Raw genomic sequence first — 13525 nt, 5'->3', positions numbered from 1 at the left:
TCAGATCGAGCGCCTGACTATCGGACTCAGCAGCGTTACCATAAAAGTGCCTTTTTTATGATAGGTCTCGCCGCACATTTGGGCGGTATAGGGTATGCGCGTATAGAACACCATACAAAAAGCGGCGGCAACTTCGCATTTTTTGAACGGCAACCATGAGGGGAACGCATGAAAAGCGTTGTGCTGGGTGGCGGAATAGCGGGCGTCACGGCGGCGTATTACCTCGCCAGGGAGGGCCGCGAGGTGACGGTGATCGACCGCCGGCCGGGGGTCGCGCTCGAGACCAGCTTTGCCAACGCCGGTCTGGTCGCGCCCGGCCATTCGTACACATGGGCGTCGCCGCGTGCGCCGAAAATCCTGCTGAAATCGCTCTTCGTCGGAGGTCAGGCGCTGCGGCTCAAGCTCAACGCCGATCCGCACATGTGGGCCTGGTGCGTGCAGTTCCTGCGCAACTGCACGGCCGAGCGCTCGCGCCAGAACACCACGCGCAAGGTGAGGCTTTGCCGCTATGCACAAAGTCAGTTGCAGCAATTGAGCGCAGCCGAGCATCTGGAGTACGACCGCATCAGCCGCGGCCTGTTGTATCTCTATCGCGACGAAGCGTCTTTCGCGCGCGGCATCCAGAACATGTCGATCCTCGCGGATAACGGGCTGCTGCTCGAAACGCTGGATGCGGCGCAGGTGGTGGCGCGCGAGCCGGCGTTCGCGAGTGCGCGCGAGCGGATCGCCGGTGCGATCTACTGTCCAACTGACGAAAGTGGCGATGCGCACCTGTTCACCCGGGCGCTGAAAGAGGTGTGCGAGCGCCTTGGGGTGCGTTTCGAGTTCGATACCGCCATTAGCGCGATCGAGGCGTCCGGCGATCGGGTCATCGGAGTGCGCACGCCAGCCGGACTTGTGGGTGGCGACGAGTTCGTGCTGGCGCTCGGCTCCTGGTCGCCGATTCTGGCGCGGCGGCTGGGTTACCGGCTGCCGGTGTATCCGGTCAAGGGCTATTCCGCCACCTTTCCGGTTGGGCCGCAGCACCGTCCGCCGGATCTGGGCGGCGTCGATGAGAACCATCTCGTGGCGTGGGCGCGCTTTGGCCAACGCTTGCGCTTTACCGCGACCGCCGAATTCGCCGGTTATGATACGCGGCACACGCCCGCCGACTTCGGGACGATGCTGAAGGCCGCCCGAGAGTGGTTCCCTGACGGCGCCGACTATGGCCGCCCCACCTACTGGGCAGGTTTGCGTCCGATGACGCCCGAGGGCACGCCGCTGATTGGCCGCACACGCCACAGGAACCTGTATCTGAACACAGGTCACGGACACATGGGGTGGACCATGTCGTGTGGAACCGCAAAACTGCTGGTCGACATCATGGCCGGTCGCCAGCCCGAACTCGACATGACAGGGATGACACTGACATGAGCACGATTCAGTCTCAGGACGATACGTACATCAGGCTCGATCTCGCGCTGGATGAAGGCATCTGCCGGCGGGCCGCCATCGGGCTGGTGGTGCTCGCTACCGATCACACCATCGAACACGAATGGCGCAAACTGCTGACCCAGGATGGCGTGGCGTTCTACGAGAGCCGCATACTCAATTCGCCGGACATCACGCCGGAACGCCTCGTTGAAATGGAGGCGCGGATCGCAGCGGCGGTTGCGCTGATCAGGCCTGCAGAGCGAATCGATGTCGTGGCGTTCGGTTGCACGTCGGCGTCGATGGTGATCGGCGAGGAAAACGTATTCGCGCGCATCCGCGAGGCGCGCCCGGGCGTCGCGTGTACCACGCCGATTACGGCTGCGCTTGCTGCACTGCGCGCACTGGGCGTGCAGCGAGCCGCGTTATTGACACCCTATGTGCGCTCGATCAACGACTTCATGCGCGACTACATCGAGGCGCGCGGCATGCGCATTACACGCATGGCGTCGTTCGAGCATGCGAACGACAACGAGGTCGCACGGATCGACAAGGCCTCCTTGCAAGCTGCCGTCGAGCGGCTCGGGCAGAACCCCGACGTGGAAGCGGTTTTCGTGTCGTGCACCAGTCTGCGCATCGCCGAATTCGTTACCGAGCTGGAAGCGAGAATCGGCAAGCCGGTGATCTCCAGCAACTTCGCGATGGCCTGGCATGCGTTGCGGCTGGCGGGTGTGGAAGATCCTGAGCCGCAGCGTGGGCGGTTATTTGCGCTGTAGGCGGGGCGAAACGCTCATTTCCATTCCGGCTCCTGCAGCGTCATCCCATGCTGCCCTTTATATGCAGCGACGGCTGGCGAGGTCCAGCCGTCGAGCATCTGCGGCGCAAGCCGGTAGACCTCCACGCCAAGCGGCCGGCATACGTCCAGCGGATCGCGCGCGTCCGGACCCCACATCGGCACCGAGAGATCGCCGCCCGGACAGGTAGACAGCGCGCACAACAGATCGATTTCCGCGAAAAATTCGAGGTAGTCGCCCTTCTTTGCCGGGCATGCCTTCATGAAATATTTGTCCTCGAGATTGAGGCCCGTGCACTGGAACACGTTGAGCACATCGTGCACGTCGTATTCGGTCAGACCGTATGGAGCGATCGCGCGGGTGAGATTGGAGTGGCAGTGGAAATGAAAATCCTCGCCAGTCAGCATCCGGTTCACGTAGGGATCGCAACGGGTGCCGAGCAGGTCGTGAACCCGGCCACCATGCTCGTCGACGCCGTAGCCGGCGAGGCTGTCGTCGGTGATCGTCACCATCGGGCGCAGGAACGGCAGGGTCGACCACAGACGGTCGAAGATGCTGACGTGCGCCTGCTGTAGCTGGCGCGTGCGCGAAGCCCACATCCGCTCGCGCGGGTTGTGCCGGTTCCACAGGTTCAGGTCGGCCACCTGCGGACCTTCGATCGTGACGATCCGGAACACGTGGCCGGCCGGCACGGTCCACGCCCGGCCCGATCTGATTGGCACGACAATCGATTCGACCAGCGTGCGGGTGTCGTGCTGCGAGGCGATGCGCCGATAAAACGCCTTGTCGACGTCGAGTGCGGAACCTTGGGTGGACTGGTAAGCGGCGGGGTAATTCAACATGGCGCTGGCTCCTTGGGATGGCCGGCGAGCAGGTCGCGCAGAGGCACGCCGCTGTTTCGCCGATTCGCTGTTGATTGCTTTGATCCTAGCTCAGCGACGGGTTGTCCAAAAGCAGATCGGCGCGCCTGCGCGAACGGCGAACTCTCTGAAAGAATGCACCGGCCAAGTGCCTATAATTGATTGAGTGAAACCGGCTTATCCACAACGGGGCCAGCTTCGCGAGGCGGTCCATGGAACGAACCGCGCCATCAGATTTTTTCGGGAGGCGGACCATGCAAGGCGGTGATGCGGTCTTGAAGCAGGTGCTGGCGGCTTTTGAGCACGAATCGCACCTGAATCTGCACAATCATCCCATCCATATGAGTTTCAACGACGGCGCCTTGACTGTAGCGGGCGAGGTGCCGGATATCGCGTCCAAGAAGCGCATTGTCCGCTTGGCGCACTCTTTCAACGGCACCGCCGGGTTGGTGGACCATCTGCGCGTCAAAGTCGAGTCGCCGCTCGGTGACGGCGCTCTGCGCGACGCGGTGTGCGAGCGGCTCCTGCAAGCCGTCGATTTTCGCAACTGTGTGATCTGCGCATGCGTCAAAGGGCAGGTGGAGATACTGCGCGGCGCCATGGACGCCGCCGGTGACGGAGACGGCAGCGGCGCCATCGAAGTCACCATTCAGGACGGTGTGGTGACGCTGACGGGACAAGTGATCAGCCTGTCCCACAAGCGCCTGGCCGGCGTGCTCGCCTGGTGGGCCGGCAGTTGCCGCGAAGTGGTCAATCTGCTGGACGTATCTCCCGCCGAGGAAGACAGCGACGACGAAATTACCGAGGCCCTGCACCTGGTGCTGGAAACCGATCCCTGCGTGCGGGCCGACCAGATCGTGATCAAGTCGCAGAACCACAGGATTACCTTGGAGGGTTGGGTGTCGAGCGAGGCCGAGCGCCGGCAGGCGGAACAAGACGCCTGGTATCTGGACGCGATCGATCAGGTCGTCAACCGCATCGATGTGCGGGCCTGACGAGGTGCAGGCCCGATATTGTCAGTTGAATTTAGCACGCATTGCCGGCGTGTCTGGCATGAGCGGCAGGCCCCGAGCAGGATGTCAACGAGTACAGGCCTGGCCGCGGGGAGAAACGTATGTTCAAGCATCTGCTGGTGCCGACCGACGGTTCGGCGCTCTCCGACACCGCCATTCAGATGGCGGTGTCGTTCGCGAGAGAAGCTGGCGCGAAAGTCACCGGGCTCCATGTCATCCCGGAGATTCATGTTCTCGCGTACGGCACGGAAATGATTGCCGACGAGGAGGAACGAGTCGTTCAGGCCAGTCGAAAGCGTGCGGAAGACCACCTCGCGGTCATCGCCAGAGCGGCCGCGCAAGCCGGTGTCGAATGCGACACGGTGGCGGCGAACCACGCCCACCCGTATGAGGCGATTATCAGTGTCGCCGCACAACGAAACTGTGATCTTATCGTCATGGCGTCCCACGGACGCAGGGGTATGCGCGCCTTGTTGCTCGGCAGCGAGACTCAGAAGGTCCTGACGCACAGTCAGATCCCGGTTCTGGTGGTCCGGCAGCCGACGCATGCAGGCGGGGCCGCAGCAGTGGAAGCCACGAGGCCCGAGACGTATCACCCTTGATTTACCGTCTGGGTCCCCTCATACCCTCGGATTCCATTGCCGCGTTGCGCTCTTCGCTGGCCTCGATGGGTTCCATGGTTTCGTCGATGGAGGCGTTTGCGCGCTCCGTGGCCGCCTTGGTTTCATCGACGGTTTCGCCAGATTCGCCCTCGTCGTCGCCGGGGGGCTCCAGCATGTCGTGAAGCATGGCTTTCAGCTCCGGTGTGTCCCACGGCACGCCACGCCGCTTTTGCTGTTTTATATAGTGCCTGACTTCGGCGTCCTGCTCGGGAGTCAAGGGAAGACCGCGAAATGTGCTGGTGGGGGTAGCGTCGGTCATGGTATTGCTCCGGAGTCCATGCGGTCTCAGTGTAGCCCTGTTGTGGTCAGACGGCCTTAACTATCGGTCCGGGGCAAGTGGCTGGTGCGGGAGGCCGGTAGTCAGCCGCTGCGTCGCTCACTTTCCACATTCACCGTGAGCTCGCTGATGACGACCTACGACAAGGATAGCGACATCTACCTCGCAGGCGTCGGCTATCGTTTCTAGGTGGCGTGGATATGGTCGACGAGTGCCTCGAGCGCTTGCCGTAGTATGTCCCTGTTGACGGGGTCGTTCGCGATGGCGACCGGTTTGCCGGGAAAATCCAGGCTTCCTACCCGACAGGGCGGCGGCGAAGAGTGCGTGCGTGTTTGACGACGCCGAGCGCAGGCTGCCGGACATGGAAAGAAGGCGAAGCATATTGATTGAACTGTGACCAATCGGGCGCGTAGTATCCCATGCTGCGCTTTAGCTGTCCCTGACAGACGCTGAATGACCTAAGCCGCACTAACCGGAAGACCTGCAAACATGAAAAGAAAGGAGAGACCTCATGCCGAGCCTTGAGCGAGTGCGACCGGCTACGCTTATCGACCCTGTCTGGCGCATCGCGCTTCGCCTCGGATTCCGGTTCGCTCGCGCCTGGTGGTACCTTCGACGGCCTCGCCATGAGGGCGCACTAGTCGCAATCTACATCGGGCGCGCGTTGTTGCTTGTGAAGTCTTCGTACCGGGCCGAGTGGAATTTTCCCGGTGGTAGTGTGCGGCCCGGCGAGGCGCCTGATGCAGCGGCGCAGCGCGAAATGGAGGAGGAGATCGGTCTGTCGTCGCACGCATTGCTCCCCGCAGGCAGTGCCAGCGGCATTTGGGACGGGCGAAGAGACCGGGTCCATTTCTTTGAACTGCACCTCGATTGCCTACCCGAGCTGCGGCTTGATAATCGTGAGATTGTCGCCACGCATCTGGCGTCGCCGGAGGAATTGCACGGCATCGCGCTGACTGGGGCCGTCGCTGCGTATCTCCGCAGAGATCTCAGCGCTTAGTTGACCCTCTTCCTTTCGGGACGTCTCGACGGGGCCTTGTTCGCCACCGCCTTGGCAACTGAGATCTCGCGCAGGATCGAAACGCCAGGAATAAAAAGTCCACTCCTTGATACTTGGCAAACCTTAGTAATTTTGTTCAAAAGCTCGCTGCTCCAATCGTCTGAGCATATGTCGGCGTCTTCATCAGTGAATTCGCTGACCTGCGGGGAACGTTTGGATCGAATGGAACGCAGGCCATGGCGACGACGAAAGTTGTCCGAGTGGCAGATCGAATGGGCAAATCGTTTAACTTGTATGGAGGTTTGTGATGGCAACGTGGCAAACGATTACACAGACGGGTGGTCCTCTACGCTGGTTCGTCTGGGGCGGCAACATTACCAACCATGAAGCTTTCGCGTTTACGTTGGGGAGCGCGGAAAACAACGTCGGAGCGCTTATTTCCGACATTACCGTATTCGTCCACAACAACGACTCGGGCGGGGAGCCGAGCTATGGAATTACGCTCAACGCGGTAGATCAGTTCGCTAACCCCGTCGATCAGGGCATCACGGGAAACTTCGAAAGCAACGGTGTTTAGGAGACGAGCGATGAAAGTCAATCTGGTCAAGGATGCAAATGGGAAGGTCGTCGCGACCTTTGAGAATGCTCTTGCTGGCGGACCCTCGCTTCGGCCCGAGCCGAAGCCTGGGTTTACGGTGCAGGTGATCGAGGCTGCCGAAAATTACAAAGCGGATATCAAGGCATTTTACGAACAAAACAGCCGGTAGCACGCGCTCATTCAGACCTTCCGATTGTGGTGGCGCGGCTCGTGCCGAACTGCCGTCCGGTGGTGTTTGATGTCCAGACGTCCAGGATTCCACGCTCGTGAAATCCTGGCGCCGTTCCAAGGTCCGGCAGCAAAGTGCTGCACGTGAGCAGCCAGCATAATCGTCATTCCAGCAAGGCCTCCGTCACGCCCTCGGAAAACTGTTTGGGCCGGCCTTCGATGAGTAGCCGTTCCGGGTTCGACGGATCCCGCTCCACGTTGGGAAGTCCGTGAGCCATGAGCGCGCGGGCACAACCTATCCAGTCGGGGTTCCCTGGCCCTGTCGGCTCGTTGAGGGAGGCCCAGGACAGGGTGCCGAGCACATCGTCACCGAAGCCTTGCGTCTCACGCCAGCTCGCTCCGTGAGCGAGCAGAAAGGCCGTCAGTTCCGCGTCGCCACGAATGACCGCGTGGTTTAGCGCCGTCGCGTCCCAGTCGCCTCCACGCGCGGCGATGGGCCAGCCGAGTTCAACCATGACCTTGACCGCAGCGTTGGATCCCCATGCTGCGGTGTCCGGCAGTAGCCGCAGCCGGTCTTCCGGCAGCGAGCCTGGCAGCTCCGGATGTTGTGCCTGAATGCGGCGCGCCTCGATCGCGTCGGCGCGGGCACAGGCCGCCACGAATTCTTCATCCGCGGTGAGATTCTCCTCCGCTCCGTAGGCGCGCAAGAGCTCCACGACCTCCGGTAGACCGACCTGCGTCGCCAGCCGCCACGCACTGATGCCGGCGGCCGTGCGTGCCTTGGGATCGGCGCCGGCCGCGAGCAGTGCGGCAATATGGCGGGACGATCTGCGCACGGCGATCGCACGCAGCAGCGGAGCCCCCCAGACTTTCGTCGGTCCCTCTCCGGCCGGCTCGTTGGCATCGCCGCCATGAGCCAGCAACAGTTCGAGGGCGAGCGCGTCCGGCATGTCAAGCGCTCGCCGCAACGCATTCGTACCGGCTACGCGCGCGCCGTACCGAAGCAGCAGGCGCGTGCAGTCCGGGTTTTCCAGCGAGTGATAGAGCGATTCACCGTCATCGGGGTCGGCGCCGGCCTGCAGGAGCATCTCCGTGAGAGCCGGATCGCGGATGACTCCAGCCGCACCGTAAAGGGCAGACAGTGGACCCATCTCGTCGGGCGTTGCAAGGGAGGCGGGTGGAAACCGGTTACCGATACGCTGGTTGGGATCGGCCCCGGCCTGCAGAAGGTGCTGCGCGCACTCGCGTAGCCGTGGAGCGAATTCCGGCAGTAGTCCCAATCGGGAGTGCGTCACTGCGACTAGCGGCGGGAGCTTCAGCGTTCCCCCCACACGGTTCGTCCAGGCCGGATCGGCTTTGATTGTCCGGGCCACCACTTCGAGATGCCCTGCTGCGCAGGCGACGTAAGCGTCGGTTGCGAGAAGGTCGGGGTGTTCCTGCAGGAGCTGAACTGCGACGCGTGGCCGTGCCGCGTCATAGGTGCCGGTGACGTCGCCGCCATAGGCGAGGCCAAGCCAGCGGCGTATCTGAACCGCCTGTTCGTGATGCGCGAATGCGCTGGTTTCGACATACAGGGCGAGATCCGCCCAGGAAGAAAAACCATACTCGCGCGCGATGCAGGACTGCGCATCGTGCAGCCGAAGTTGCAGCGCTATGACTTCACTATCCGTGCGGTGCGCGGCGGCGGGAAGATGATGGACGAAGCGTGCGATCGCGGTTGCGTTGCCGTCGCGGTAGAGACGCAACAACTCCTTCGCCTGCTTCTTCAAATGGTCGAGATTGGCCCTGGAGGGCAGCTTGTTCATTGCGGATCCTCGTGCGTTTGATGGCCGAAGGTCCGCAATACCGCCAGCACAAAGGATGGTGAGATACTTGAGGCGCTCCTGCAGGTGGGTTCAACCCTTTCCGCGGACCCGGAAGCGGCCTGCACCGCTAATCCGGATGCTATGCGATGGCACGCAAGTCCGTCAACCCAGGTGCGTTCATATGAACGACGCGTCGCAAGCCTGGATTTTCGCCAGGCTTGGAGACATTCGTTCCCGGTCGCTGAGATGGACCGGATTAGAGACAGTGTGGAACGGCAGCCATTTATCAGGCTGGCGCAAACCCCTGCGGATTCTTCTCCTGCCACCGCCAGTGATCCGCGCACATGCGCTCGATGCCAAACTCCGCCTTCCAGCCGAGCAGCTTCGCCGCTGCGGCCGGATCCGCATAGCATGCAGCCACATCGCCCGGCCGCCGCGCCACGATCTCATACGGCACCGGCCGGCCTGAGGCCTTTTCGAACGAGCGCACCACCTCGAGCACGCTATAGCCCTGGCCCGTGCCCAGATTCACCACGAAGCTCGCATCGTGCTTCTCCAGCGCATCGAGCGCGGCAAGATGCCCACGCGCCAGGTCCACCACGTGGATGTAATCGCGCACGCCGGTGCCATCCAGCGTTTCGTAGTCCCCACCGAACACCCGCAACTTCTCCAGCTTGCCCACTGCTACCTGCGCGACATACGGCATCAGATTGTTCGGAATGCCAGCCGGATCTTCGCCAATCAGTCCGCTCTCATGTGCGCCCACCGGATTGAAGTAGCGCAGTGTCGCAATCCGCCAGCTCGGGTCCGCCACTTCGAGATCGCGCAGTACCTGCTCGGCGATCAGCTTCGATTGACCGTACGGGTTGGTGGCCGACAGCGGAAACGATTCGTCGATCGGCGAGCTCTTCGGCACGCCGTACACAGTCGCCGACGAGCTGAACACAAACTGCTTCACATTGCGATCGCGCATCACGCCCAGCAACGCGAGCAGGCTGCCGACATTGTTGCTGTAGTACTCGATCGGCTTTGCCACCGACTCGCCCACTGCCTTCAACGCCGCAAAGTGGATCGCGCCCGTCACCGGATGCGCGTCGAAAATGCGTTGCAGTGCGGCTTCGTCGCGCGCGTCGGCTTCGTAGAACGTCACGGCGCGGCCGGTGATCCGTTCGACGCGCTCGAGCGATTCGCGATTGCTGTTCACGAGATTGTCGATCACGACGACGTCGTAGCCGCCATTCAACAGTTCGACGCAGGTGTGCGAGCCGATAAAGCCCGCGCCGCCCGTTACCAGAATCGTGCCCTTAGTGGCCATACTGTGCTCCATTAAAGTGAAACGCCCGTCAAGTTCCGAACCAGGTCTTTATATTTTTCGACGACTACCCGCTCGTCGAATTCCGCCGCGACTTTCTGCCGGCCACGTTCGCCCATCGCGCGGCGTGCTTCGCCGCTCATCTCGAGCATCTGTGCGAGCCGCTCGGCGAGACTCTCCGCGTTGCGGACTTCGCACAGCAAACCATTGACGCCATTCGCGACCACTTCCCGGCAGCCGGGCACATCGGTCGCGACAATCGGCCGGCCCATCGCCGAGGCTTCCATCAGCGTGCGCGGCACCCCCTCACGATACGAGGGTAATACGACACAATCCGCGGCGGCGATAAACGGCCGCACGTCGTGCGCCTCGCCCAGGTATTCGATCACACCTTCCTGCTCCCATGCGGCCACTTCGGCGCGCGTGATCGCACTGGGATTATCCACGCCCACCGGCCCGAGCAGGCGGAAACGCGCCTGCGGAAAGCGCGCGCGCAAGCGCCGGGCCGCCTCCACATACTCGGCCACGCCTTTGTCCCACAGCAGCCGGCCGATCAGCACAAAGTCGAACTGGGCCTTGTCCGGCAGCGGCGTGAAAGCAAACTGCTCGAGGTCGACCCCTTCGCCGTGCAGGAGGCGGGCGCGTTCCGGATGCACGAGCAGCTTCTGATCGACGAAGGCGGCTTGATCGTCGCGGTTCAGAAACCAGACTTCGCGCGGAAAGCGGAAGGCAAAACGGTACAGCTTTTTGGCGACCTGCGCCGCGCGGCTCTGCTGGATGAAGACATAGCCGAGTCCGGTGGTCACCGCCACCGAATCGACGCCAGCCAGCCTGGCCGCGATCGAGCCGTAGATGTTCGGCTTGACCGTGTAGTGAAACACAATGTGCGGCCGGATCGTCCGGTAGTGGCGGTACAGCGCCCATAGCGTGCGCAGGTCGTCGCGTGGGTTGGTGCCTTTCGACGCCACCGGCAGATCGATGCAGCGGCAACCCATCCCGGTCAGCAGTTCGAAGGTGCGGTCGTGCGGCGCCAGCACCGTCACTTCGACGCCGCGTGCGACGAGTTCGCGGATCAGCCCTTGCCGGTACGTATAGATTGCCCACGCAGTATTGCAGACGAGTGTAATGCGCAAGGACACGTTGGAAACGTTGGGCTTCATGGTTCTTTTACAGGTGCTTGACGGGGGACGCCTGAGTGGTTCCTTGCCGGCTGCTTAGGTGCCGGCGCGCGGCGCAAACAGCCTGCGCTTGACGGCCTGCAACGTGCGATACGGCATGACGAGATGCAGCAGGTTCTTCGCGAGCCCGAGCCAGTCGTACAGGTTAGCCGCGTTGAAGTAACGCAGTTGCAGCCGCAGCGTCGAGCTCACCTGGCGGCGCCGCCTGGTGGCGCTAATGCCGCCTTCGTTCAGCTCGTAGTACAGGCCGAGCTCCGGCAGGTTTGCGCAGTCATAGCGTTCCATCAGACGCAGAAACAGATCGAGGTCTTCGGCGGAGCGGTATTCGGCGCGGTAATTGCCGACTGCGCGCACGGCATCGATACGCAGCGTCATCGAAGGATGCGCGAGGCAACTGCGGTAAAAGCGCATCCGGCGGATCGCGTCCGGTTCGGCGGGCGGTGTCAGCATGAAGAGCGGCTTGCCGTCGCGCGTGACCACCTGGGTCCACATGCCGAGACCGGCGACCCGTGGGTTCGCTTCCAGATACGCGCGTTGCTTCGCGAGCCGCTGCGGCACGGTCAGATCGCCCGCATCGATGCGGGCCGCATAGCGAAAACCGCGCTCGGCAAGCGCATCGATGCCGGTCTGCAGGGCCTTCTCGATGCCGCCGTTCTGCGGCATGCGCAAGACTTCGATCACGAGGTTCGGCAGGGCCGGCGCGACGATTGGCGGCGTGCTGCCGTCGTCGACGATCAGCACGTGGACGGAAGCGTCTTCGCTGAATGAGGCTAGCGTGCGCTCGACGTCGGCCTGGCCGTTATACGCCGGCATCAGCACTGCGACGTCGCCGAGGGCATCGTTCGACGGGCAGAGCCGTGCGTCCGCCAGGCGGTGCGGCGCGGGTGGCGTTGCTGCCGGCGCTTGCGGGTTGTGCGCAGAGGCGGGTGAATTCGTCATGGGCGCAGCTTGAAGCGAATGTAATAGAGGTTGACCGAGGCGGCGGCCAGGTAGCCGAGCGCGAGTCCGACCAGCGCGCCATAGGCGCCAAGGCGTGGAATCGCCAGCAGATTGACGACGAACGCCACGGCGAGCGCCAGCAGCCACTTCGCCAGCAGCACGAACTTGGCCTGATACTTCAGCACGATCAGGTTGCCGATCGCCTCGATACCGGCCGGCACGGAGAGCCACACGGCCCAGCGGAAAATCTCGATGGCGCCTTCGTAGGCCGGGCCGAACACGCGGCGGATGATGATCCCCGCCAGCAGGTCGAGCACCACCGCGCCGCCGATCATCAAGGCCGCGGTCATTGCGGTCAGGCGCCACATGTTGCGGCGCAGTTGAGCCGGGTTTTGGACCCGGTAGACGAAGGCGGGGGCGATGGTCTGCGCCAGCATCAACGCGAGCGTGATCCAGTTTTCGTTCAGTTGCTGGGCGGCTGAATAACGGCCGAGGTCGGCAAACGAAATGGCCCGTTCCAGCATCAAGCGGTCGAGTTTCAGGAACAGGTACATACAGATCAGGCCGAGCCAGAACACCGTGCCGGCCGTGGCGAAGTGCTTGAAGAGCGAGCGGTCGAGGTGCCAGCCGAGCTTGCCGCCATGACGGCGGATGTAATACCCGAGCAGCACGGCGCCGATTGCCGCCGATTCCAGCGCCCACAGCCAGCCGAAACGCGACGGCGTGGTGGCGGCCCGCACCAGCAGGTAGACGAGCCCCGCCTTGACGATGGCGGTGCTCATGCTGGTCAGCAATTGCGGCTTGCTGTAGGTCATGCTCTGCAGCCACGAATTGATCACGCCGACAAACGGCTCGCGGAACAGCATGGTCACGGCCAGCCCGGCCAGCATGGCGCCGACGAGCGGATCGGTGAGCCCGGCGGCAATGCCGATCCAGGTCAGCAGCAGCGCACCCGCCGAGACCGAAATGCGCAGCGCGAAGGCGCTCCCCAGCACGGTGCCCAGTTGCGCCGGCGGCCGGTTGACGATGGTCGGCACGAGGATTTCGGCGCCGCACACCCAGGTAATGGGCGAGAGCACCAGCAGCAGCGTATTGGCATACTGCCACTTGCCGAAGGTATCCGGGCCGAAGTAGCGCGCCAGCATGCCGCTGATGAGAATGGCGACGGCGATCTGCGTCAGCCGTTCCAGCCCGAGCCAGACGATATTCGCGAACGCCCGCGTCACGTCGGGATTGGTGAAGCGCTCGGAGAAGCGTTTGAGCGTCAGCATCCAGCGCCTGCCCGCGTAGCCCGATTCGTCGCGGCTGCCGGTGCGATTGCCCGCCTGGCCGTCCGAAGCGGCAACTTTGCAAGAGGAGGGCGTCTAAGCATTAGAATAGTCGTCTATAAGGCGTGTCAGAAAAGCGCAATTATAAGTTGGAACCGGAGTGCTTCCGGCAGGGGCGCCACGCGATGACCACCCAAGACCGCAGATAACCACACAAGGTACCGGTCAACTTTTCCAATGC

Annotated in this window: 14 protein-coding genes; 7 read left to right on the top strand and 7 right to left on the bottom strand. The window is 62.8% G+C overall.

The annotated features are described in order from the left end of the window. Window positions 1–168: 168 nt before the first annotated feature. Complete coding sequence (locus BLQ92_RS23820; protein WP_090687104.1) at window positions 169–1413, top strand: D-amino acid dehydrogenase; 1245 nt, start codon at window positions 169–171, stop codon at window positions 1411–1413. Next, on the top strand, window positions 1410–2186 hold the full coding sequence (locus BLQ92_RS23815; protein ID WP_090687101.1) for a maleate cis-trans isomerase family protein: 777 nt from the start codon (window positions 1410–1412) through the stop codon (window positions 2184–2186). Before BLQ92_RS23820 ends, BLQ92_RS23815 begins: the two co-directional genes overlap by 4 nt. Window positions 2187–2200: 14 nt before the next feature. Here BLQ92_RS23815 and BLQ92_RS23810 read toward each other — a convergent pair whose 3' ends face one another. After that, a complete protein-coding gene (locus BLQ92_RS23810) occupies window positions 2201–3046 on the bottom strand; it encodes an urea carboxylase-associated family protein (RefSeq protein ID WP_090687100.1) in 846 nt (281 codons plus the stop codon). 272 nt (window positions 3047–3318) lie between these two features. Here BLQ92_RS23810 and BLQ92_RS23805 point away from each other — a divergent pair, with 272 nt between their 5' ends. Both BLQ92_RS23805 and BLQ92_RS23800 read left to right on the top strand, forming a co-directional pair. Continuing rightward, complete coding sequence (locus BLQ92_RS23805; protein WP_090687098.1) at window positions 3319–4059, top strand: BON domain-containing protein; 741 nt, start codon at window positions 3319–3321, stop codon at window positions 4057–4059. A 119-nt stretch (window positions 4060–4178) separates the two neighbouring features. Further along, complete coding sequence (locus BLQ92_RS23800; RefSeq protein ID WP_090687096.1) at window positions 4179–4679, top strand: universal stress protein; 501 nt, start codon at window positions 4179–4181, stop codon at window positions 4677–4679. A 1-nt stretch (window position 4680) separates the two neighbouring features. On the opposite strand, the gene BLQ92_RS23795 is transcribed toward BLQ92_RS23800, so the two are convergent. Next, entirely contained in the window at window positions 4681–4998 is a 318-nt protein-coding gene (locus BLQ92_RS23795; RefSeq protein WP_090687093.1) for a hypothetical protein, read from the bottom strand. 529 nt (window positions 4999–5527) lie between these two features. Between BLQ92_RS23795 and BLQ92_RS23790 the strand changes: the two genes are divergently transcribed. From BLQ92_RS23790 to BLQ92_RS23780, 3 genes are all read left to right on the top strand, one after another. After that, complete coding sequence (locus tag BLQ92_RS23790) at window positions 5528–6016, top strand: NUDIX domain-containing protein (RefSeq protein ID WP_090687091.1); 489 nt, start codon at window positions 5528–5530, stop codon at window positions 6014–6016. Between the two features lie 307 nt (window positions 6017–6323). After that, window positions 6324–6593, top strand: a complete 270-nt coding sequence (locus BLQ92_RS23785; RefSeq protein WP_090687089.1) for a hypothetical protein — start codon at window positions 6324–6326, stop codon at window positions 6591–6593. Window positions 6594–6603: 10 nt separating this feature from the next. Continuing rightward, on the top strand, window positions 6604–6783 hold the full coding sequence (locus BLQ92_RS23780) for a hypothetical protein (RefSeq protein ID WP_090687087.1): 180 nt from the start codon (window positions 6604–6606) through the stop codon (window positions 6781–6783). A gap of 163 nt (window positions 6784–6946) precedes the next feature. Here the strand turns inward: BLQ92_RS23780 and BLQ92_RS23775 are convergent, their stop codons facing one another. The 5 genes from BLQ92_RS23775 to BLQ92_RS23755 form a co-directional block, all read right to left on the bottom strand. Beyond that, complete coding sequence (locus BLQ92_RS23775; protein ID WP_090687084.1) at window positions 6947–8587, bottom strand: ankyrin repeat domain-containing protein; 1641 nt, start codon at window positions 8585–8587, stop codon at window positions 6947–6949. Window positions 8588–8873: 286 nt separating this feature from the next. After that, window positions 8874–9902 (bottom strand): UDP-glucose 4-epimerase GalE, encoded by a 1029-nt coding sequence (gene galE, locus BLQ92_RS23770; protein ID WP_090687083.1) that lies wholly within the window; start codon window positions 9900–9902, stop codon window positions 8874–8876. Window positions 9903–9913: 11 nt separating this feature from the next. Further along, window positions 9914–11059, bottom strand: coding sequence for a glycosyltransferase family 4 protein (locus BLQ92_RS23765; protein ID WP_090687081.1), 1146 nt, complete (start codon window positions 11057–11059; stop codon window positions 9914–9916). A gap of 54 nt (window positions 11060–11113) precedes the next feature. Further along, window positions 11114–11890: a glycosyltransferase gene (locus BLQ92_RS23760; protein ID WP_244106366.1), complete on the bottom strand. Its 777-nt coding sequence runs from the start codon at window positions 11888–11890 to the stop codon at window positions 11114–11116. 122 nt (window positions 11891–12012) lie between these two features. Beyond that, window positions 12013–13287 (bottom strand): oligosaccharide flippase family protein, encoded by a 1275-nt coding sequence (locus tag BLQ92_RS23755; protein ID WP_090687075.1) that lies wholly within the window; start codon window positions 13285–13287, stop codon window positions 12013–12015. Window positions 13288–13525: the final 238 nt, after the last annotated feature.

The organism is Paraburkholderia phenazinium, assembly GCF_900100735.1.
GTDB lineage: Bacteria > Pseudomonadota > Gammaproteobacteria > Burkholderiales > Burkholderiaceae > Paraburkholderia > Paraburkholderia phenazinia.
This window is presented reverse-complemented; position numbering and strand designations above follow the sequence as displayed.